The following is a 19,628-nucleotide window of genomic DNA, read 5'->3' as shown; positions in this document are numbered from 1 at the left end:
TCAGCGTGCGTGCTCCTGGCTCACGTCGGGAGCTGAGCCAGGAGCACGCACGACCAGGTCACCTGATCCCGGGGGGGCAGGCAGGCCGCGTCAGCGTTCGGCGGAGAGCGCCTCGCGGAACTTCACCTTGCCGCCGGTCCGCAGCAGCGCGCCGGCGTACACCCGCCCGCCGATCCGCACGATGGCCGCGATCGCCACCAGCATCAGGACGACGGCCACCGCGACCTCCCACCACGCCGCCCCGCCCGCGGCCTGCCGCACCGGCATGACCAGCGGCGACAGCCCCGGGACGAACGAGGTGACGGTGGCCAGCGAGCCGGTCGGGTCCTGGGCCGCCTGCACGGAGACGACGAAGCCGACGACCAGCACGATGGACGCCGGGGTGATCACGCTGCCCAGGTCCTCCTGCCGGCTCACCAGCGACGCCGCGGCGGCGAACACCGACGCGTAGAAGGCGTAGCCGAGCACGAACCAGGCGACGACGGTGACGACCGTGCCGATGAGCCGCCCGGGCAGCTCCACGACGTCGAAGGCCAGCGCACCGGCGACCCCGACGACGGCGATCACCACCATCTGGCCGAGCCCGAGCAGCCCGAGGCCGAGGATCTTGCCGGCCAGCAGCTGCCACGGGCGCATGGTGGCCAGCAGCAGCTCGACGACCCGGCTGGACTTCTCCTCCACCACGCCCTGCGCCACGAACTGCCCGAACAGGATGAGCAGGCTGTAGAGCACCACCACCCCGACCAGGGCGACGACGGCGGCCTCGACGTCGGCGTCCGCGTCGGCGTCCAGCGCGACGACCTCGACCTCCGGCGGACTGGTCAGCTGCACCCCGGCGTCGGCGAGCTGCTGGCTGATCGACAGCCCCTGCACCGCGCCCTGCACGAGGGTCTCGACCTGGCCGCCGTCGTTCTCCACCAGCAGCTCGGGCCGGGCACCCGCCGGGTCGAGCAGGGCGCCGTCGACGTCGCCGTCCTCGACCGCGGTGCGGGCGGCGCCCTCGTCGTCGTACTCGGTGACCTGCACGTCGACGTCCAGCGCCTCCGCCTGGGTCTCCAGCGCGCCGGTGACCGCCTCGCTGCCGCCGACGACCGCGATCCTGGTCGTCTCCGAGCCGCTGTTGATCGCCACCTGGAACACCAGCAGGCCGACGATCAGCACGATGAGCACGGCGGAGCCGATCAGGAACCCCTTGTCCCGGATCCGGGTGGAGACCTCGCGGCCGGCCACCAGCCGGACCAGCTGGGCGGGGCTGTGCGGGGTGACGTCGCTGTGCGCGGGGGCGGTCATGCCGCCACCTCCCGGGTGTCGGTGACGGCGTCGCGGAAGAGCTCGACGAGGGTGGGTTCGCGCCAGGCGAAGTGGGTGACCCGGCCGGTGGCCAGCGCGGCGGCGAGCACCTGCTGGTCGTCGGTGCCGGGCGCCAGCTCGAGCACGGCGTCGCCGCGCTGCTCGGAGACCACCCGCACCCCGGGCACCGCCGCGGCCCAGCCGGGTGCGGCGTCGGGGGCGACCACGCGCAGCTGGCGGCCGGCCGCGGAGGTCCGCAGCTCGGCCACGCTGCCGCTGGCGACGATCCGGCCGCGGGCGAGGATGCCGACCGCGTCGCACAGCCGCTCGACCAGGTCGAGCTGGTGGCTGGAGAAGACCACCGGGACGCCGCGCCGGCACTGCTCCAGCAGCGCGTCGGCCAGCGAGTCGACGCCGACCGGGTCCAGGCCGGAGAAGGGCTCGTCGAGGATCAGCACGTCCGGCTCGCTGACCAGCGCCGCGGCGAGCTGGACCCGCTGCTGGTTGCCCAGCGACAGCTTCTCCACCCGGTCGTCGCGGCGCTCGCCCAGCCCGAGCCGCTCGGCCCAGGCGCCGGCGGCGCGGGCAGCGGGGGCGGCGTCCATGCCGTGCAGCCGGGCGAAGTAGGTGAGCTGCTCGCCGACCTTCATCTTCGGGTAGAGCCCGCGCTCCTCGGGCATGTAGCCGATCCGGCGGCGGACGGCCTCGTCGACCGGCCGGCCGGCCCAGCGGACCTCCCCGGCGTCGGCGCGGGCCAGGCCCATCGCGATGCGCATGGTCGTCGTCTTGCCCGCGCCGTTGGACCCGCAGAAGCCGAACATCTGGCCGGCGGCGACGCCGAACCCGACCCCCTCCAGCACCTGGTTGCTGCCGTAGGCCTTGTACAGGCCGTCGAACTCGAGCACTGCTCCTCCGGGGGTCGTCGCGTCCCTGCCCTCTCGACTTTCCATGCCGGAAAGACTGGCCTACGACTTTCCGTCTCGTCAAGTGAACTGTCCGGTGCGTCGCAGTCGACGTCCCGCGCTGCGGCCCGGCCCGGTTTCCGGTGTCATCAGGACATGAGCAGCGAGAACTCCCCCGCGCAGCCGCCCGGCGGGGTCGGCCTGACCGGTCTGCGCGAGGCCGCGGCCGGCTGCCGGGCCTGCGAGCTGTGGGAGCCGGCCACCCAGACCGTGTTCGGCGAGGGGCCGGAGACCGCCCGCATCGTGTTCGTCGGGGAGCAGCCCGGCGACCAGGAGGACCGGGCGGGCGAGCCGTTCGTCGGCCCGGCCGGCCGGCTGCTGGACCGGGCGCTGGCGGACGCGGCCATCGACCGGCGCGACGCCTACATCACCAACGCGGTCAAGCACTTCCGGTTCACGCCCACGCCCAAGCGCCGGATCCACCAGTCCCCCGGCGCCGAGCACCTGCGGGCCTGCCGGCCGTGGCTGGAGGCGGAGTTCGCCGTCCTGCAGCCGGAGGTCGTCGTCTGCCTGGGTGCGGTCGCGGCCAAGGCGCTCATCTCGCCGTCGTTCCGGATCACCAGGGACCGCGGGCAGCTGCTGCCCTGGACGCCGCCGGGTCGGCAGGCCGTCCTGCTGACCGAGCCCGACGCGGACGGCGACGAGCCCGAGGAGGAGGTGCCGACCCAGACCTGGATGCTGGCGACGGCGCACCCCTCCGCCGTGCTGCGGACGCCGGACGACGCCCGGGCCGCCGCCTACGACGCCCTGGTGGCCGACCTCAGGGTGGTGGCCGGCGCGCTCGCGTGACCGGTCAGACCAGCGCCGGCCAGCGGCCGACCACGGTGCCGTCGTGCTCGGTGCTGGGCTCCTCGGCGTGCCCGGCGCAGCGGAACACCCGGCGGCCGTGCCCGGCCAACGCCACGTCGGCCGGCGCCGGGCAGGGCCGGTACCAGTCCCGGCCGCCGACGTTGCGCGAGCAGCCGGGACGGCGGGCCCGCTCGGCCGCCAGCACCTCCCGCATCGCCGGCAGCGCCGCGTCCTGCAGGGCGCGCAGGACGTCGCCGGCCAGCCGGTGCAGGTCGTCGTCCGGGGTGACCGCCCACCAGTGGTCCCCGGTCGAGCCCGGCAGCACCGCACCGATCCGCTCGAACCAGCCGAGGCCGTGGTCGGCGGTGGCGCACGGCCGCGCCGGGCACCGCCCCGCCGGCACGTCCTCCGCCGCCCACAGCGCCTTGGACAGCACCCGGAGGTCGGCGGTGAACACCACCCGCTGCTCGGTCGAGCCCTCCGAGGCGTGGGAGCCGACGGTCACCCAGTGGGTGTCCGAGGGCAGCGTCCACACCGTGCCGGAGCCGGTCAGGCCCTCGGCCCGCAGCGCCGGGCCGACGTGGTCGCGGAGCAGTTCGCGATAGGCGTCCTGGGCCGTCACCGGGGCAACGGTAGGACGTCGGTCCGGACCGCCGCGCGCCCGGCCTCCGGTCAGCGTCCGGACTCGGGCTCAGGGAGCCGGCCGCCGGCGGGCACCTCGCCGCCGTCGGGCACCGTCGCCGACCGGCCGACCAGCGTGATGTCGCCGTCGCCACCGACGGTCGCCCGCTCCCCGACCACCACGCCGTCGGCCAGCACCGCGCGGGTGACCGTCGCACCGGCCCGCACGTGCACGCCCGGCAGCAGCACCGAGTCGACGACCGTGGCGCCCTCCTCGACCACCACGCCCGGCGAGAGCACCGACCCCCGGACGGTCCCCGCCACCCGGGTGCCGCCGGAGACCAGGCTGCCGTCGACGTTGCCGCCGGCCAGCACCCGGGCGGCGCTGTGCCGGCCGCCGCGGGTGTGCACCGGCCAGCTCCGCTCGTCCAGGTCGATGGGCGGGTCCGGGAGGAGGAAGTCCTGGTGGGCCTGCCAGTAGGACTCGACGGTGCCGACGTCCCGCCAGTAGCCCTGCAGGGGGTACGCGCGGGCCAGGCCGTCCTTCGTCTGCGCGGGCAGCAGGTGGTTCCCGAGGTCCTCGAGCCCGTCCTCCCCGACCGTGGCGGCCAACGCCTCCAGCCGGTCCAGCGTCGCCGTGGGCGAGAAGACGAACACCTCGTTGGTGGCCGTGGTGGTGGCCGGCTCGTCGGGCTTGTAGGCGTAGTCGGTGACCCGGCCCTCGTCGTCCACCTGCACGATGCCGTACCGGGCGGCGTCGTCCCGCTCGACCTCGGTGGTGACCATCGTGACCTCGGCGTCGGAGGCCAGGTGCGCGTCGACCACCTCGCGGTAGTCGAGCTTGTAGACGGCGTCGGAGCTGACGACGACCAGCGCGTCGGGGGCGTGCTGCCGGATCAGCTCGGCCTGCCGCCACAGCCCGTCCGCGGTGCCCTCGGTGAAGCCGCCGCGCTCGCTGCCCTGGAACGGCGGCAGCATCATCAGCCCGCCGGTGGTGCGGTCGAGGTCCCACGGCCGCCCGTTGGCCAGGTGCTCCGACAGCGACTGCGGCTGGTACTGCACCGACACCCACACGTCGGCGATGCCGGAGTGCTCGCAGTTGGACAGCGGGAAGTCGACCAGCCGGTAGACACCGGCGAACGGGACGGCGGGCTTGGCCCGGGTCTCGGTCAGCAGTTCCAGCCGGCTGCCCTTGCCACCGGCGAGCACGAGCACGAGGACCTTCGGGAGCGCCATGGGTCCCCGCTACCCGGGCACCCCAGGTGCAAGCACCAACGACCCGGTGGGCGCGCCGGTCAGGCCGAGGCCGAGCCCGCGATCCAGTCGACGACGAGCTCGGGCACGGCGTCGGTGTCGTCCCCGGTCGACCGCTCCGGGAAGTCGAAGACGGCCAGCATCATCTGCACCGGGTACCAGGGCGGCCGCGCGGCGCTGCGCACCCGGGCGCCGTCCACCAGGAAGTCGACGCGCTCGGGCGTCCAGTCGACCGCGTAGGTGTGGAACTCCGCGACGTCCAGCGGCAGCCGGACGGCGGCGAAGTCGTCGGCGACGGCCGGGTCGCGGAACGGGTGCAGGCCCGCGCCCACGGCGGCCGACTCCCCCGGCACCACGGCGTCGCCGAACACCTCGGCTCCGCAGATCTCCGCCGAGCGCTCCGGCCGGTCCTCGAGGCCGACCATCCACCAGGCGGCCATCGACCGCGGCGACAGCTCCGCCCGCGCGCGCACCTCCAGGTGCCCGCCCCGCGGCGTCCAGCCCCGGTGCGGCGGCTGCTCCTCGCGGACGACGAGGCCGTCGCGGTAGGGCTGCTGGCCGGTGGTGCTGCCCACCGGCCCGGACCCGTTGCCCGACTGGACGCCGGACACCCGCATCGGCGGCCGGTGGTCGTCGCCGCACCACAGGCCTTGCCCGGGCGGGACCGACAGGTGCAGGCAGGAGTCCCGCACCTCGTAGGTGGCGGCGGTCGCGGCGCGGGAGCTCCAGGCCGGCAGGTAGTGCGGCACCCAGACGTCCCGGTCCAGGTCGGCACCGTCGAAGTCGTCGGCGAAGTCCCACCGCGCAGCGTCTCGGAGCACCTGGGCAGGCTAGGGCCCGGCCGGGCGGAGCGGGAGGCCCCTCAGTCCTCGGCCAGCCGGCGGCGGGCGGACTCGGCCAGCTCGTCGGCGCGCGAGGCGCGGAACAGCCAGAACGAGGGCACCGCGACCGCGACCAGCACCATCGCCACCACGATCACCACCCCGCCGGACACCATCGCCAGGCTGACGCCGAACGAGCTGGCCAGCACCCCGGCCCGCAGGTCGCCGAGCCGCGGACCACCGGCGACCACCACGATGAAGACGCCCTGCATGCGGCCGCGCATCTCGTCCGGCGCGGCGGTCTGCAGCATCGACGAGCGCAGCACCGCGCTGACCATGTCCCCGGCACCGGCGACGGCCAGGCAGGCCACCGCCAGCCACAGCGTCGAGGCCAGCCCGAAGCCGATGATCGCCACGCCCCACACCGCGATCGCGACCAGCACGACCGCGCCCTGCCGGTCGACCCGGCTCACCCAGCCCGAGGTGAGCCCCATCAGCAGCGAGCCGATCGAGACGCCGGCGAACAGCCAGCCGAGGCTGTTGGCGTCCATCGCGTAGGTGGTCTCCGACAGCTCCGGGAACACCGCCTGCGGCCAGGCGAACAGCATCGCGATGACGTCGACGACGAAGGTCATCAGCAGCACCGGCTGGGTGCGCAGGAACGCGAACCCCTCGCCGACCCCGCGCACCGCCGAGCTCAGCCGCAGCGGGCCGGACACCCCCTGCGGCGGCAGCGGTGGCAGGCCGCGCAGCAGCAGCACCGCCGCGACGAAGCCGAGGGCGTCGACGGTGTAGAGGATCGACAGGTCACCCAGCGCGATCAGCAGCCCGGCGAGCAGCGGCCCGACGATCACCCCGGCCTGCCGCACCGTCATCGCCAGCGCGTTGGCCGCCGCGACGCCGTCCGCGCCGACGATCGCCGGGATCACCGCGCTGCGGGCCGGCTGGTTGACCGCGGCGAACCCGGACACCGCCGCGGCCAGCACCCACAGCACCCACAGGTGCCCGGCGCCCGGCAGCAGCGCCTGCACCGCCAGCAGCGCGCTGGTCACCGCCGCGCCCACCGAGGTGACCAGCATCAGCCGGCGGCGGTCCATCGCGTCGGCGATCGCCCCGCCGAGCAGGCCGAAGACCACCAGCGGCACGAGCGCGACCACCGAGGTCAGGCCGACCATCAGCGAGGAGCCGGTGAGGCGGTAGACCTGGTACGGGACGGCGACCAGCGTCATCTGCTGGCCGAGCATGGTGACCGCGACGCCGCCGAACACCCGCCGGTACGCCTTGTTGCGCAGCGGCGTCGTGTCGATCGCCCAGCTCCTCCGCCGGGCCGGCGCGGTGCCAGGGGCCGCGGGGTCCGTCATGGGGCCAGGCGCTGCACGACCCAGCCGCCGCCTTCCTCGTCGTCGCGCACGAAGACCAGCCGGTCGTGCAGGCGGTCCGAGCCGCCCTGCCAGAACTCCACCCGCTCGGGCACCACCCGGTACCCGCCCCAGTTGGCCGGCCGGGCGAGCGGGCCGGGCGGGGTGACGGCGTCCAGCTCCTCGACCCGGGTGCGCAGCAGCGCGCGGGACTCCACCACGGTCGACTGGATCGAGGCGGCCGCGGCCAGCTGCGACCCGCGCGGCCGGGGGTCCCAGAGCAGGTCCGACGCGGCGTCGCCGGCCCGCTCCACCGCACCGTGCACCCGCACCTGGCGCTGCAGGGCGTGCCACGGGAAGACCAGCGCCGCCCGCGGGTTCACCGCCAGCTGCGCGCCCTTGGCCGAGGCGTAGTTGGTGCCGAAGACGAAGCCCGTGACGTCGTATCCCTTCATCAGCACGACCCGGGCGTCGGGCGCCCCGTCGGCGTCGGCGGTGGCCACCACCATCGCGTTGGGCTCGGGCAGCTCGGCGGCGACCGCGTCGGCGAACCAGGAGTCGAACTGCTCGACCCAGGTGGGCGCCAGTCCGTCCTCCCCGAAGGCCCCGTCGTCGTAGTCCCTGCGCATGCGGATCAGGTCGGGCACCACCTCATGCTGTCACCGTTGCGTCCTGCACCGTCGGGTGACTCCGGACCCGTCGGGCCGACCGCCTGCACCGGCGCGGGGCGCTGCCCCTAAGTTGTGCCTCGTCGTGCGCTGATCCGGCGTCCGTCCCCACCCGCGCGCAGAGGAGCATGCGAGATGGCTGACGACTTCGTACCCGGCCTGGAAGGCGTCATCGCCTTCGAGACGACCATCGCGGAGCCCGACAAGGACGGCGGGGCCCTGCGGTACCGCGGCGTCGACATCGAGGACCTCGTCGGCACGGTGACCTTCGGCAACGTGTGGGCGCTGCTGGTGGACGGGGAGTTCGGCCCCGGCCTGCCGCCGGCCGAGCCCTTCCCGATCCCGGTGCACACCGGTGACGTGCGGGTCGACGTCCAGGCCGCGCTGGCGATGCTCACCCCGATCTGGGGCTACCGCCCGCTGCTGGACATCTCCGACGAGGAGGCCCGCGACGAGCTGGCCCGGGCCGCGGTCATGGCGCTGTCCTACGTGGCGCAGTCCGCCCGGGGCATCGGCACCCCGGCCGTGCCGCAGAAGCGGGTCGACGAGGCGTCCACCATCGTCGAGCGCTTCATGGTCCGCTGGCGCGGCGACCCCGACCCGCGGCACGTCGCCGCCGTCGACGCCTACTGGACCTCGGCCGCCGAGCACGGCATGAACGCCTCCACGTTCACCGCCCGGGTGATCGCCTCCACCGGTGCCGACGTCGCCGCGTCGCTGTCCGGCGCGATCGGCGCGATGTCCGGCCCGCTGCACGGCGGGGCGCCGTCCCGGGTGCTGCACATGCTCGACGGCGTCGAGGCCTCCGGTGACGCGACGGGCTACGTCAAGGGGCTGCTGGACAAGGGCGACCGGCTGATGGGCTTCGGCCACCGGGTCTACCGCGCCGAGGACCCGCGCGCGCGGGTGCTCCGCCGCGCCGCCGAGGAGCTGGGTGCCCCGCGCTTCGAGGCCGCGCGCGCCCTGGAGCAGGCCGCGCTGGCCGAGCTGCGGGAGCGGCGCCCGGACCGCCCGATCGAGACCAACGTCGAGTTCTGGGCGGCGATCGTGCTGGACTTCGCCGAGGTGCCCAGCAGCCTGTTCACCTCGATGTTCAGCTGCGCCCGCACCGCCGGCTGGTGCGCGCACATCCTGGAGCAGAAGCAGACCGGCCGGCTGGTCCGCCCCTCCGCCCGGTACGTCGGGCCCGCACCGCGCAAGCCCGAGGACGTCGAGGGCTGGGACACCATCACGACGACGCAGATCAGCCCGCCCACCCCCTGAGCGAGGACGACGCCATGACGATCACCATCCCCACCGACCTGCTGCCGGCGGACGGACGCTTCGGGTGCGGGCCGTCGAAGGTCCGCCCGGAGGCGCTGCAGGCGCTGGCCACCGCCGGCTCCGGGCTGATGGGCACCTCGCACCGGCAGGCGCCGGTGAAGGGCCTGGTGAAGCGGGTCCGCGAGGGCCTGACCCAGCTGTTCGACCTGCCCGACGGGTACCAGGTGGTGCTCGGCAACGGCGGGACGACGGCCTTCTGGGACGCCGCGACCATCGGGCTGATCCGGCAGCGCAGCGCGCACGGCACCTACGGCGAGTTCTCCGCGAAGTTCGCCTCCGGGGTCGCCGAGGCGCCGTTCCTGGACGCCCCGGTGATCGCGAAGGCCGCCCCCGGCTCGCTGGCGCTGCCGACCGGCGAGGCCGGCATCGACGCCTACGGCTGGGCGCACAACGAGACCTCGACCGGCGTCATGGCGCCGGTGGTCCGGCCGGCCGGGGCCGACGCCGACGCGCTGGTGCTCATCGACGCCACCTCCGGCGCGGGCGGGCTGCCGGTCGACGTCGCGCAGACCGACGTCTACTACTTCGCCCCGCAGAAGTCCTTCGCCAGTGACGGCGGGCTGTGGATCGCGCTGATGTCGGCGGCGGCGCTGGAGCGGGTCGCCGAGATCAAGGCGGGCGACCGGTGGATCCCCGGGTTCCTGGACCTGTCCATCGCGGTGGACAACAGCGCCAAGGACCAGACCTACAACACCCCTGCGGTCGCCACGCTCTTCCTGCTGGCCGACCAGGTCGACTGGATGCTCGGCCTGGGCGGGCTGTCCGGCGCCGTCGCCCGCAGCCAGGAGTCCTCCCGCCGGCTGTACGAGTGGGCGGAGGCGACGAGCTACACGTCTCCGTTCGTGGCCGAGCCCGAGCAGCGGTCCTACGTCGTCGGCACCGTCGACTTCGACGAGTCGGTCGACGCCGCGGCGATCGCGAAGGCGCTGCGGGCCAACGGGGTCCTCGACACCGAGCCCTACCGCAAGCTGGGCCGCAACCAGCTGCGGGTGGGCATGTTCCCGGCGGTCGACCCGGACGACGTCAGCGCGCTGACCGCCTGCATCGACCACGTCGTCGAGAACCTCTGAGGGCTGCCTCCCTGGTGGGGGGCGTGCGCCGGGGATGATCAGAAGATTGCGCACCATCTTCTGGTCGCGGGATCCGGTCGGGCGTGTGAGGGTCGGTGCAGGCCCAGGGAGGAGACCCGGGCACTGAGCTCGAGGAGCACCCTGTGCCGCAGTCACCACGTCGCGTCGGAACCGCCATCGTCGGGCTGGGCGGTGCCGTCGCGACCACCGCCGTGGCCGGGCTCGAGCTGCTCCGGCTCGGCGCCGTCGGCGCCGACGGCCTGCCGCTCGCCGGGCTGACCGTCGGCGACCTGCCCGTCGAGGAGGCCACCGGTCTCGTCGGGTACGACGAGCTGGTCGTCGGCGGTTGGGACCTCGACGGTGCCGACCTCTACAAGGCGGCCGAGCAGCACGGCGTGCTCGACCACCGCCAGCTGCAGCAGGCCGAGCCGCTGCTGTCGTCCATCACGCCCTGGCCCGCGGCCGGCGACGCCGACTTCTGCCGCAACGTCACCGGCGGGAACGTCGTGCTCGCCGAGGGGCGGCGCGCGCAGGTGGACGCCGTACGCGCCGACCTGCGCCGGTTCCGCAGCGAGCAGCAGCTCGACGGGCTGGTGCTGCTCAACCTCGCCTCCACCGAGCGGTGGCCCGACCCGGCCGCGGCCTGCCTGCAGACGCCGGAGGCCTTCGAGGCCGGGCTGGACGCCGACGACCGGGCGATCACCCCGTCGATGGTCTACGCCTACGCGGCCATCTCCGAGGGCGTCGGCTACGCCAACTTCACCCCCTCGCTGTCGGCCGACGTCCCGGCGCTGGTGCAGCTCGCCGAGCAGCGCGGCGTCCCGATCGCGGGCAAGGACGGCAAGACCGGCCAGACGATGATGAAGACGGTGCTCGCGCCGGCCTTCCGCAGCCGGGCGCTGACCGTCGAGGGCTGGTACTCCACCAACATCCTCGGCAACCGGGACGGGCTCGCGCTCGACGACCCGGCCTCGCTGGAGAGCAAGCTGCAGACCAAGGCCAAGGTGCTCGACTCGATCCTCGGCTACCCCGTCGAGGACCACGTCGTCCGGATCGACTACTACCGCCCCCGCGGTGACCAGAAGGAGGCCTGGGACGCCATCGACCTGGTCGGCTTCCTGGGCCAGCGGATGCAGATCAAGGTCGACTTCCAGTGCCGCGACTCGATCCTGGCGGCGCCGCTCGCCGTCGAGATCGTCCGGCTGGTCGACCTCGCGCAGCAGCGCGGCGAGGGCGGCGTGCAGCGGCACCTGGGCTGGTTCTTCAAGGCCCCGATCACCGCCGACGGCAGCACCCCCGAGCACGCGATGCACCGGCAGGAGTCCGAGCTCATGGACTGGTTGACCAGCGGCGCCGTCCTCACGGGGAGCGACGCCGACCCGGCCTCCCGGTGACCGCGAGGACCTCCGGGCTGACCACCCTCGGCGCGCTGCGGCCGCTGCTGGCCGAGATCGGCGACGCCAAGCGGGTGCGCACCGCGAGCGCGCCGGGGTCGCTCGCCGAGCAGGCGTTCGCCCGCGCCTGGGCCCGCCTGCTCGACGGCGAGGACGCCGAGCAGGTGGCGCTGTCCGAGACCGCGGCCGCCGTGGCGCGGGCCCGGCTGGCCGGCATCGACGCCGCGGTGCTGACCGACGCGGGGCTGTCCGCGGACGAGGCGCAGGCCGTGCTGCGGCGTGCCTTCGACGAGGTGGCCGGCGCGCTGGACGACGGGCTGGCAGCCCGGCTGCGGGACGCGCTGCCCGCGGTGCGGCCGGCCGGTCCTCCCCCGGCCCTCGCCGTCGCGCTCAACGCCCAGCCCCGGGCCGGGGCGACCAGCCCCGGCAGGCCCCGGGTCGTCGTCGAGCCGCCGGAGAGCCACGGCGACCACTGCCTCACCGTGGCCGTCTACGGCTGCCTGCTGGCGCCGGTGGTCGGCGCCGACCCGGTGGTCCCGTTCCTGGTCGGGCTGGCCCACCACCTGCACAACGTGGTGCTGCCCGACGCCGGGTTCGCCGGCGAGGTGCTGCTCGGCGGCCACCTGGACCCGGTGATCGGCACCCTGGAGGAGCGCGAGCTGGCCGCCCTGCCCGCGCCGCTGGCGGGCCGGCTGCGCGAGGTGCTGCTGCTCCGGGCCGACGCCGTCGCCCCCGCGTCCCAGGCGTTCCACGCCGCCGACGTGCTGGACCGCGTGCTGCAGGTGCACCACCACGCCCGGGCGGCGGCCTTCACCGCGGCGCAGGCGCTGGACGAGCTGGAGCTGGTGCACGCCGGGCCGGTGCAGGCCTTCCACCTCGACGTCCTCGCCGCGGCCGGGCTGTGACCGCCCCGGCGGCTGCCCGCTCCGGCGTGACGGCGGCCGGGGTGCCGGTCGTGGACGGCATCCCCTTCGCCCGGGCGGGCCGCGCGGAGCTGCGCGACCGGGTGGCCGGGCTGCTGGCCGACGGCGAGGTCGACCGGGCCCGGGTGGCGCTGCTCGCCGACGCCGACGACTGGTGGTCCGAGCCGCCGCCGCCGGACGAGCAGCTGGCGCGGGTCGACGCGGCGGGGACGCTCCGCGAGGCGATGGACCTGCTCGGCATGGGCCGGGTCGGCGACTACTTCGCCCACCGCTGGTCGGACCCCACGCACCTGGCCGTGCTGGCGCTGCTCGGCCGGCACTGGCCCGGCGACCGCCCGGTGGTGGACGTGGCCTGCGGGATCGGCACCCAGCTGCGGGAGCTGTCCCGGCGGGGGGTGCGCGACCTGCTCGGGCTGGACGTCGTGTGGTCCAAGCTGTGGCTGGCCCAGCGCTTCGTCTGCCCGGAGGCCCGCTACGTGTGCGCCGACCTCACCGCCGCCCCCGACCTGCAGGTGCCCCGGCCGGCCTACGTCACCTGCCACGACGCGTTCTACTTCCTCCGCGACAAGCCGGCGGCGGCCGCCGCGTTGCACGCGCTGGCGGGCCCGGGCGGCACGGTCGTCGTCGGGCACGCCCACGTCGCCGACACCGTCTCCGCCGGCGAGCCGCTGGCACCGGCGGCGTACGCCCGGCTGCTCGGGGCGACGGTGCTCTACGACGACGCCGAGCTCACCGCCGCGCTGCTCGCCGGCCGGCCGCCCCGCCCGGCGGCAGCCGACGAGCTCACCGGAAGCGAGGCGATCGGCCTGGTCGCCGGCGACCTCCGCGCCCCGGCACCGGCCGACCTCGGCGAGCCGCTGGGGCCGCTGCGGCCCAACCCGCTCTACGTCGACGGCGAGCTGCGCTGGCCCAGCGAGCGGTACGCCGCCGAGTACGGCCCCCGCTCGGCGCACCTGCCGGCGCGCTGGCCGGACCCGCTGCCCGCCGACGCCGCCCGCCGCCGGCTGCTCGTCGACCTGCCGGAGCAGTGGTGACCGCGGTCGGCTGGGGCGTGGCCGGCTGCGGCTGGGTCGCCCGGGACCACGCCGTCCCGGCCCTGCAGCAGGTGCCCGGCGCCCGGCTGGTGGCGCTGCACGACCGCGACCCCGGCGCCCTGGCCCGGATGCCCGCCGGCCCGCGGGCCACCACCGACCTGGCCGACTTCCTGGCCACGCCCGGGCTCGACGCCGTCTACGTGGCCGTGCCCAACTCGGCCCACCGGGAGGTCGTCGAGGCCGCGGCCGCGGCCGGGGTCGCCGTGCTCTGCGAGAAGCCGCTGGCCGCCGACGTCGTCGACGCCGAGGCCGAGGTGGCCGCCGCCGACCGGGCCGGCGTCCTGCTGGGCACCGCCTACGACCAGCGCTGGCACCCCGCGCACGTCCGGCTGCGCGAGCTGGTGCCCGAGCTGGGGACGGTCACCGCCGTCCGGGTCGTGTACTGCTGCTGGCTGCCCGCCGACTGGTCGCCCGACGGCCGGCCGCACGACAACTGGCGCGTGGACCCGGCCCGGGCCGGCGGCGGCGCCGCGATCGACCTGGCGCCGCACGGGCTGGACCTGGCCGGCGTGCTGCTCGGCGAGGACGTCGACGAGCTGACCGCGCTGCTGCAGCGCCGGGTGCAGCGCTACCCGGTCGACGACGGCGCGCTGCTGGCCGGCCGCACCGCCGGCGACGTGCTGGTCGACCTGCACGTCGCCTACAACTGCCCCGACGCCCTCCCCCGCCGCCGGCTGGAGGTCGTCGGCACCCGGGGCTCCGCGGTCGCCGTCGACACGATGGGGCAGGCCGCCGGCGGCTCGCTGACCCTGTACCGGCCCGAGCCGGTCGACGTCCCGTTCGCCGGCACCGACCCGTTCACCGCCCAGTTCGCCGGCTTCACCGCGGCGGTCGCGGGCACGGCGCCCTGGCCCTACCCGGCGGCCCGCGACCTCGCGCTGCACCGGCTGCTGGTCACCGCCCTGGACCGGGCCACCCTCCCCACCCCTTCCCGAGAGGAGCTGCCCGCATGAGCGAGCCAGCCACCAACCCCTACCGGGGCCTGCTGCCCGACCTGCCCGCCTTCGCCTGCACCAACTGCGGGCACTGGCAGCGCTGGCCGGCGCCGGGTCCGCAGGTCTGCCCGGTCTGCGCCGACGTCCGCAACGCGCTGCCCGAGCACGGCTTCGAGTTCGTCACGCCGAAGGAGGCCGACGAGCTGGTCACCGGCTTCGTGCGGCCGACCGCGGTCGCCGGGGTCACCGAGTTCGGCACCGAGCCGCGGTTCGGGCTGGACAGCCGCGGCTGGGTCATCGAGACCGACGCCGGTCTGGTCGGCTTCGAGTGCGCCCCCTGGTACACCGCCGGGATGCTCGCCGAGCTGCGCCGGATGGCGGCGGAGAAGGGCGGCTTCGACGTGCTGGCCTCCAGCCACGTGCACGGCTACGGCGCCCTGTGGCAGCTGCAGCTGGAGATGGAGCCGCGGACGGTCTGCGTCGGGGTGCGCGACCTGGAGTGGACCAAGGCGTTCCGGGTGACCTGGCCCGCCGACGACGTCCTGGAGCTGGCGCCGGACCTGACCCTGCACCGCACCGGCGGGCACTTCCCCGGCCACTCGGTGCTGCACGACAGCCGCCGCGGGGTGCTCTTCTGCGGCGACTCGCTGAAGGTCGACCTGGACGGGGACGGCAACCCCGTCGGGCTGAGCGCGCACAAGGCGTTCCACGCGCAGATCCCGCTCTCCCACGGAGAGCTGCGCGAGTACCTGGCGGTGGTGGCCGAGCTCGACTTCGGCGCGGTCGCCACGCCGTTCGAGCTGGTGCCCGGCGTGACCACCGACCACGTCGTCCACCTGGTGCAGCGGCTGCTGTCCGGGCGCCCGGACGCCGCACCGGTCGCGCTGGCGGACCTGTGAGCACCTCCCAGCGCTACCTGGACTCGTTCCCGGCCGGCGTCGAGGAGTTCGCGATCGAGGGGCTGGACGTCCTCGACGTCCCGCTGCACAGCGCCTTCCTGTCCTCCTCGCCCACGCACCCCGGCGGCAGCGGCCTGGGCTACGGCGCCACCCGCGAGGAGGCGCGCACCGGCGCGCTCGGTGAGATGGCGGAGATGGCCCTGTCCATCCGGGCCCACGCCGGCCTGGACCGGGTGCACGGCTCGTACCGCGAGCTGGCCCGCACCGAGGGCCGCGACCGGGTGGCCGACCCCCGCACCCTCTGCCTGGAGGCCGGCAGCGCCTACGACGACGACCGCCCGCTGCAGTGGCTGCCGATGACCCGCACCCGGGACGGCGAGTCCGTGCTGGTGCCGGCCGAGCTGGTGGTGTCCGCCCCCGAGGAGCTGCCCGGCTCCGTGCCTCCCGGCGGCTGGCTGACCACGGTGATCACCAACGGCCAGGGTGCGGCGTTCGACGCCGACCGGGCCGTCCGGCACGCGCTGCTGGAGGTGCTGCAGCGGGACGGCAACGCCACCACGTTCCGCGCGCTGGACCAGGGCGTGGTCGTCGACCTGGCCGGGCTGCGCGACCCCGACGCGCTCGCGCTGCTCGACCGGCTCGACTCCGCAAGCATCGACGTGCTGGTCAAGCTGGCGAGCACCGAGCACGGCATCGTCGACGTCTACGCCGTCGGCTGCTCGCGGGACGGCTCGGAGCCGGCCCCGATGATGGTCACCGCCTGCGGCGAGGCGGCGTCGGCCGACCCGGACGCCGCCGTGCGCAAGGCGTTGCACGAGTTCGCGGCCGCCCGCAGCCGGAAGGCGTTCATGCACGGCCCGCTGGACGCCGTCGCCGCGGCCACCCCACCCGGCTACCTGGACCAGTGGCTGCACGGGCACCCGCCGGAGCGGATGGTCGAGGAGGACCGGGCGCTGCAGGCGATGTTGGGCTGGACCTCGCTGGGCACCGACCGGCTGGTCGACCTGCTGCGCGGGTCGGTGCTCTCGCGCCGCCGCACCGTCGCCTTCGCCGACCTGCCCACCGGCGGGGACGACGACGTGCTCGGCACGCTGACCGCCGAGGGCCTCGACGTGCTGGTCGACCTGCAGCCCTCGCAGGGCGAGGCGGTCGCGGCGAAGGTGCTGGTGCCCGGGCTGGAGGTCGAGACGATGTCCTACGGCCGGATCGGCGAGCGCGGGGTGCGCCGGCTGCTGGACCGCGGCGACGCACCGGGGGCCGGGCTCGCCGTCGTGGGCGCCGACCCGGGCGGCTGGGCACGGGTGCACCTGACCGCCGAGGCCGAGGAGCGTCTGGGTGGCCCGGCTTGGTTCGACCGCGCTGGGGCCGACCGGGTCGTGGGCGAGCTCTACGCGCTGTACCGCGAGCCCGGGCGGCACGCGGCGGCGATGGCGGTGGCCTCATGAGCCTGCGGTACGCCTACAACACCAACGGCCTCACCTCGCACCGGCTGGACGACGCGCTGTCGTTCCTCGCCGACACCGGGTACGCCGGGGTGGCCCTCACCCTCGACGTGCACCACCTCGACCCGTTCGCCGACGACGCCCGCGCGCACGCCGAGCGGGTCCGCCGCCGCTGCGACGAGCTGGGGCTGGGCGTGATGGTCGAGACCGGCGCCCGGTTCCTGCTCGACCCCCGGGTCAAGCACGAGCCCACGCTGGTCAACCCGACCCCCGAGGGCCGGGCCCGCCGGCTGGCCTACCTGCGGCTGGCCTGCGACCTCGCCGAGGTGCTGCAGGCGGAGGCGGTGAGCTTCTGGGCCGGCGTGCCGCAGCCCGGCGTCGACCGGGAGGCCGCCCGCGGCTGGCTGGTCGACGGCGTGCGGGCGCTGGTCGACAGCCACGGCGGGCGCAGCTACGCGCTGGCCGTCGAACCGGAGCCGGGGATGCTCGTCGAGGACGCCGACGACTGGGCCACCCTCGCCGCGGACGTACCCGGCCTCACCCTCGCGCTGGACACCGGGCACTGCGTGGTCAGCGGCCGGTACACCCCCGAGCAGGCCGTGACCGCCTTCGCACCCGCCCTGGGTGCGGTCGCCGTCGAGGGCATGCGGCGCGGCGTGCACGACCACCTGCCGCTCGACGAGGGCGACGTCGACCTGCCGGCGGTGCTGGCCGCGCTGCGCGCGGCGGGCTACGACCGCCTGGTCAGCCTGGAGCTCTCCCGCGACGGCCACCGGGCGCACCAGATGGTGCCCCGCTCCATCGAGCTGCTGAGGAAGGCCGAGGGATGAGGATCTGCTTCGTCAGCCGGCGGTACTGGCCGGCGGTCAGCGGCATGAGCGTGTACGCGGAGAACCTGCTGCGGGAGCTGGTCGCGCTCGGCCACGACGTCACGCTGGTCAGCCAGTACCGGGACGACGAGGCCGGCACCCGGGTCTACGGCGGCGGCCCCCCGCCGGTCGACCGGGTGCCCGCCGGCGTCGAGGTGCACGCGCTGGCCAGCCGCGGCGAGACCGTCGTCCCGGCCGACTGGGAGGGCGACATCGAGGAGATCGTGCGCACCGTCGTCGGGCTGCACGAGCAGCGGCCCTTCGACGTGCTGCACGCCCAGTACGGGTACCCGCCGGGGCTGGCGGTGCTGGAGGCCTCGCGGCGCACCGGCGTGCCTGACCTGGTCAGCATCCAGGGCGGCGACGGGCACTGGGTGGGCACCTGCTGCCGGACCCACGCCGACGCCATGCACACCGTGCTCGACCACGCCGGCGCGGTGCTGATCGGCAGCGCCAGCTTCCGCGACGAGGTGGTGGGCAACCTGGGCACCGACCCGGCCCGCTTCACGATCGTCCCCGGCGCGACCGACACCACCCGGTTCACCCCCGGCGACCGGCCGCTGGGCAGCCTCGCCGACCCGCCGGTGCTGCTGTTCCACGGCCGGGTCGACCGGCGCAAGGGCGTGCTGGACCTGCTCGAGGCGCTGCCCGAGGGCGTCCGGCTGGTCGTGTCCGGGATCGGCCCGGACCTCGACGAGGCGAAGGCGCGGGCCGACGGGCGCACCACGTTCCTCGGCTACGTGCCGCCGGACGAGGCGCCGGCGGTCTTCCGCACGGCCGACGTGTTCGTCAGCCCCACCTACAGCGAGGGCTTCAGCAACACCCTGCTGGAGGCGATGGCGAGCGGGCTGCCGACGGTGAGCACCGACAGCGTCGGCGTCGTGGACTGCCTGCGGCACGAGGAGAACGGGCTGCTGCACCAGCCGGGCGACGTCGCCGGGCTGCGGGCGGCGCTGGACCGGCTGCTGTCCGACGCCGCGCTGCGCACGAGGCTGGCGACCACCGCGCTGGAGGAGGTGCGCCGGCTCTACTCGTGGCCGGTGCTGGCCCGCAGCATCGACGAGGTGTACGCCGAGCTGGCCGGCACCGTCCCGGACCTGGCCTGGGAGCTGCCGGCGACGGCGGACCCGACCTGCCGGTTCCGGGCCGCCGCGCACCTGCTCTGATGCGGGTCCTCGCGGTCAGCCCGCACCTGGACGACGCCGCGTTCTCCGTCGGCGGCACGCTGGCGGCGCTGGCCGACGCGGGGCACGAGGTCACCGTCGTCACGTGCTTCACCCGCAGCGTGCCCGACCCGACCGGCTTCGCGCTGGCCTGCCAGCTGGACAAGGGGCTGCCCGCCGACGTCGACTACATGGCGCTGCGCCGGGCCGAGAACGCCGCGGCGACGGCCGTGCTCGGGGCGACGGCGGTCGACCTCGACCTGCCCGAGGCCCCGCACCGCGGCTACGCCGACGCGCTGGACCTGTTCGCCGGCGTCCACCCCCGGGACGACGTCTGGCGGGCCGTCGCCGAGCAGCTGGCCGGCCTGGACGCCGACCTGGACGCCGACCTGTGGCTGGCACCGCAGGCGCTGGGCGCGCACGTCGACCACGTCCAGGTGCTGCGCGCGGTCGCTGCGCTGGACCGGCCGACGCTGTGGTGGCGGGACAGCCCCTACGTGCTCCGGCAGCCCGCCGCCGTCCCCGGCGCCGCGCTGCCGGGCCGGTCGGAGGCCGTCGAGCTGCCCCAGCTGCCGGACCGGCGGGCCGACGCCTGCGCCTGCTACACGACCCAGCTGGGCTTCCAGTTCGGCGGCGAGGCCGGCATGCGGTCGGCGCTGGCCGGGCTGGCCGAGGTGCTGCTGGCCGGGCCCGCCGCCCGCGACGTCCTGGCTGCGGTCACCGGCGCACCCTGAGCCCGCGGACGGTCGGGGC

At 75.6% G+C, this 19,628-nt stretch carries 19 protein-coding genes; 12 read left to right on the top strand and 7 right to left on the bottom strand.

What is annotated here, in order from left to right:
- Nucleotides 1-90: 90 nt before the first annotated feature.
- The gene (locus tag HL054_RS19425; RefSeq protein WP_369140725.1) at nt 91-1,290 is read right to left on the bottom strand and encodes an ABC transporter permease; all 1,200 of its coding nucleotides are present in this window, start codon (nt 1,288-1,290) and stop codon (nt 91-93) included.
- On the bottom strand, nt 1,287-2,195 hold the full coding sequence (locus HL054_RS19420; RefSeq protein ID WP_369140724.1) for an ABC transporter ATP-binding protein: 909 nt from the start codon (nt 2,193-2,195) through the stop codon (nt 1,287-1,289). The genes HL054_RS19425 and HL054_RS19420 overlap by 4 nt, the downstream gene beginning before the upstream one ends.
- Nucleotides 2,196-2,348: 153 nt before the next feature.
- Between HL054_RS19420 and HL054_RS19415 the strand changes: the two genes are divergently transcribed.
- Nucleotides 2,349-3,041: a UdgX family uracil-DNA binding protein gene (locus tag HL054_RS19415; protein WP_369140723.1), complete on the top strand. Its 693-nt coding sequence runs from the start codon at nt 2,349-2,351 to the stop codon at nt 3,039-3,041.
- A 4-nt stretch (nt 3,042-3,045) separates the two neighbouring features.
- On the opposite strand, the gene HL054_RS19410 is transcribed toward HL054_RS19415, so the two are convergent.
- The 5 genes from HL054_RS19410 to pdxH are packed head-to-tail and all read right to left on the bottom strand — an operon-like array spanning nt 3,046 to nt 7,742.
- On the bottom strand, nt 3,046-3,663 hold the full coding sequence (locus HL054_RS19410) for a DUF4304 domain-containing protein (RefSeq protein WP_369140722.1): 618 nt from the start codon (nt 3,661-3,663) through the stop codon (nt 3,046-3,048).
- A 50-nt stretch (nt 3,664-3,713) separates the two neighbouring features.
- Nucleotides 3,714-4,898, bottom strand: coding sequence for a glucose-1-phosphate adenylyltransferase family protein (locus HL054_RS19405; RefSeq protein WP_369140721.1), 1,185 nt, complete (start codon nt 4,896-4,898; stop codon nt 3,714-3,716).
- Between the two features lie 59 nt (nt 4,899-4,957).
- The gene (locus tag HL054_RS19400; protein WP_369140720.1) at nt 4,958-5,737 is read right to left on the bottom strand and encodes a glycoside hydrolase family 16 protein; all 780 of its coding nucleotides are present in this window, start codon (nt 5,735-5,737) and stop codon (nt 4,958-4,960) included.
- Between the two features lie 41 nt (nt 5,738-5,778).
- The gene (locus tag HL054_RS19395; RefSeq protein WP_369140719.1) at nt 5,779-7,098 is read right to left on the bottom strand and encodes an MFS transporter; all 1,320 of its coding nucleotides are present in this window, start codon (nt 7,096-7,098) and stop codon (nt 5,779-5,781) included.
- Nucleotides 7,095-7,742 carry a pyridoxamine 5'-phosphate oxidase gene (pdxH, locus tag HL054_RS19390; protein WP_369140718.1) on the bottom strand — a complete coding sequence of 216 codons (648 nt, stop codon included), beginning with the start codon at nt 7,740-7,742 and terminating at the stop codon, nt 7,095-7,097. The genes HL054_RS19395 and pdxH overlap by 4 nt, the downstream gene beginning before the upstream one ends.
- Nucleotides 7,743-7,898: 156 nt before the next feature.
- On the opposite strand from pdxH, the gene HL054_RS19385 reads away from it, so the two are divergent.
- The 11 genes from HL054_RS19385 to HL054_RS19335 all read left to right on the top strand — a co-directional run bounded on the left by HL054_RS19385 (nt 7,899) and on the right by HL054_RS19335 (nt 19,609).
- Nucleotides 7,899-9,026 (top strand): citrate synthase 2, encoded by a 1,128-nt coding sequence (locus HL054_RS19385; RefSeq protein WP_369140717.1) that lies wholly within the window; start codon nt 7,899-7,901, stop codon nt 9,024-9,026.
- Between the two features lie 14 nt (nt 9,027-9,040).
- Nucleotides 9,041-10,156, top strand: coding sequence for a phosphoserine transaminase (gene serC, locus HL054_RS19380; RefSeq protein WP_369140716.1), 1,116 nt, complete (start codon nt 9,041-9,043; stop codon nt 10,154-10,156).
- A gap of 143 nt (nt 10,157-10,299) precedes the next feature.
- The gene (locus HL054_RS19375) at nt 10,300-11,550 is read left to right on the top strand and encodes an inositol-3-phosphate synthase (protein ID WP_369140715.1); all 1,251 of its coding nucleotides are present in this window, start codon (nt 10,300-10,302) and stop codon (nt 11,548-11,550) included.
- The gene (locus tag HL054_RS19370) at nt 11,547-12,455 is read left to right on the top strand and encodes a hypothetical protein (RefSeq protein WP_369140714.1); all 909 of its coding nucleotides are present in this window, start codon (nt 11,547-11,549) and stop codon (nt 12,453-12,455) included. Before HL054_RS19375 ends, HL054_RS19370 begins: the two co-directional genes overlap by 4 nt.
- 50 nt (nt 12,456-12,505) lie before the next feature.
- Entirely contained in the window at nt 12,506-13,507 is a 1,002-nt protein-coding gene (locus HL054_RS19365) for a methyltransferase domain-containing protein (protein WP_369140713.1), read from the top strand.
- Complete coding sequence (locus HL054_RS19360) at nt 13,504-14,520, top strand: Gfo/Idh/MocA family protein (RefSeq protein WP_369140712.1); 1,017 nt, start codon at nt 13,504-13,506, stop codon at nt 14,518-14,520. Before HL054_RS19365 ends, HL054_RS19360 begins: the two co-directional genes overlap by 4 nt.
- Nucleotides 14,517-15,401, top strand: coding sequence for an MBL fold metallo-hydrolase (locus HL054_RS19355; RefSeq protein WP_369140711.1), 885 nt, complete (start codon nt 14,517-14,519; stop codon nt 15,399-15,401). Before HL054_RS19360 ends, HL054_RS19355 begins: the two co-directional genes overlap by 4 nt.
- Nucleotides 15,398-16,846, top strand: coding sequence for a YcaO-like family protein (locus HL054_RS19350; protein ID WP_369140710.1), 1,449 nt, complete (start codon nt 15,398-15,400; stop codon nt 16,844-16,846). Before HL054_RS19355 ends, HL054_RS19350 begins: the two co-directional genes overlap by 4 nt.
- Nucleotides 16,843-17,673, top strand: a complete 831-nt coding sequence (locus HL054_RS19345) for a sugar phosphate isomerase/epimerase family protein (RefSeq protein ID WP_369140709.1) — start codon at nt 16,843-16,845, stop codon at nt 17,671-17,673. Before HL054_RS19350 ends, HL054_RS19345 begins: the two co-directional genes overlap by 4 nt.
- On the top strand, nt 17,670-18,878 hold the full coding sequence (locus HL054_RS19340) for a glycosyltransferase family 4 protein (protein WP_369140708.1): 1,209 nt from the start codon (nt 17,670-17,672) through the stop codon (nt 18,876-18,878). Before HL054_RS19345 ends, HL054_RS19340 begins: the two co-directional genes overlap by 4 nt.
- Nucleotides 18,878-19,609, top strand: a complete 732-nt coding sequence (locus tag HL054_RS19335) for a PIG-L deacetylase family protein (protein ID WP_369140707.1) — start codon at nt 18,878-18,880, stop codon at nt 19,607-19,609. The genes HL054_RS19340 and HL054_RS19335 overlap by 1 nt, the downstream gene beginning before the upstream one ends.
- Nucleotides 19,610-19,628 lie beyond the last annotated feature (19 nt).

The sequence above is a fragment of the Modestobacter versicolor genome (assembly GCF_041028285.1).
GTDB lineage: Bacteria > Actinomycetota > Actinomycetes > Mycobacteriales > Geodermatophilaceae > Modestobacter > Modestobacter versicolor_A.
Note: the sequence above shows the minus strand (reverse complement) of the source record. Positions and strands in the feature narration are given on the sequence as shown.

Coding starts and splice junctions, on each gene's coding strand:
- HL054_RS19340 (WP_369140708.1), top strand. CDS start 17,670: ATGAGGATCTGCTTCGTCAGCCGGCGGTACTGGCCGGCGGTCAGCGGC.
- HL054_RS19415 (WP_369140723.1), top strand. CDS start 2,349: ATGAGCAGCGAGAACTCCCCCGCGCAGCCGCCCGGCGGGGTCGGCCTG.
- HL054_RS19395 (WP_369140719.1), bottom strand. CDS start 7,098: ATGACGGACCCCGCGGCCCCTGGCACCGCGCCGGCCCGGCGGAGGAGC.
- HL054_RS19385 (WP_369140717.1), top strand. CDS start 7,899: ATGGCTGACGACTTCGTACCCGGCCTGGAAGGCGTCATCGCCTTCGAG.
- HL054_RS19355 (WP_369140711.1), top strand. CDS start 14,517: ATGAGCGAGCCAGCCACCAACCCCTACCGGGGCCTGCTGCCCGACCTG.
- serC (WP_369140716.1), top strand. CDS start 9,041: ATGACGATCACCATCCCCACCGACCTGCTGCCGGCGGACGGACGCTTC.
- HL054_RS19345 (WP_369140709.1), top strand. CDS start 16,843: ATGAGCCTGCGGTACGCCTACAACACCAACGGCCTCACCTCGCACCGG.
- HL054_RS19335 (WP_369140707.1), top strand. CDS start 18,878: ATGCGGGTCCTCGCGGTCAGCCCGCACCTGGACGACGCCGCGTTCTCC.
- HL054_RS19425 (WP_369140725.1), bottom strand. CDS start 1,290: ATGACCGCCCCCGCGCACAGCGACGTCACCCCGCACAGCCCCGCCCAG.
- HL054_RS19405 (WP_369140721.1), bottom strand. CDS start 4,898: ATGGCGCTCCCGAAGGTCCTCGTGCTCGTGCTCGCCGGTGGCAAGGGC.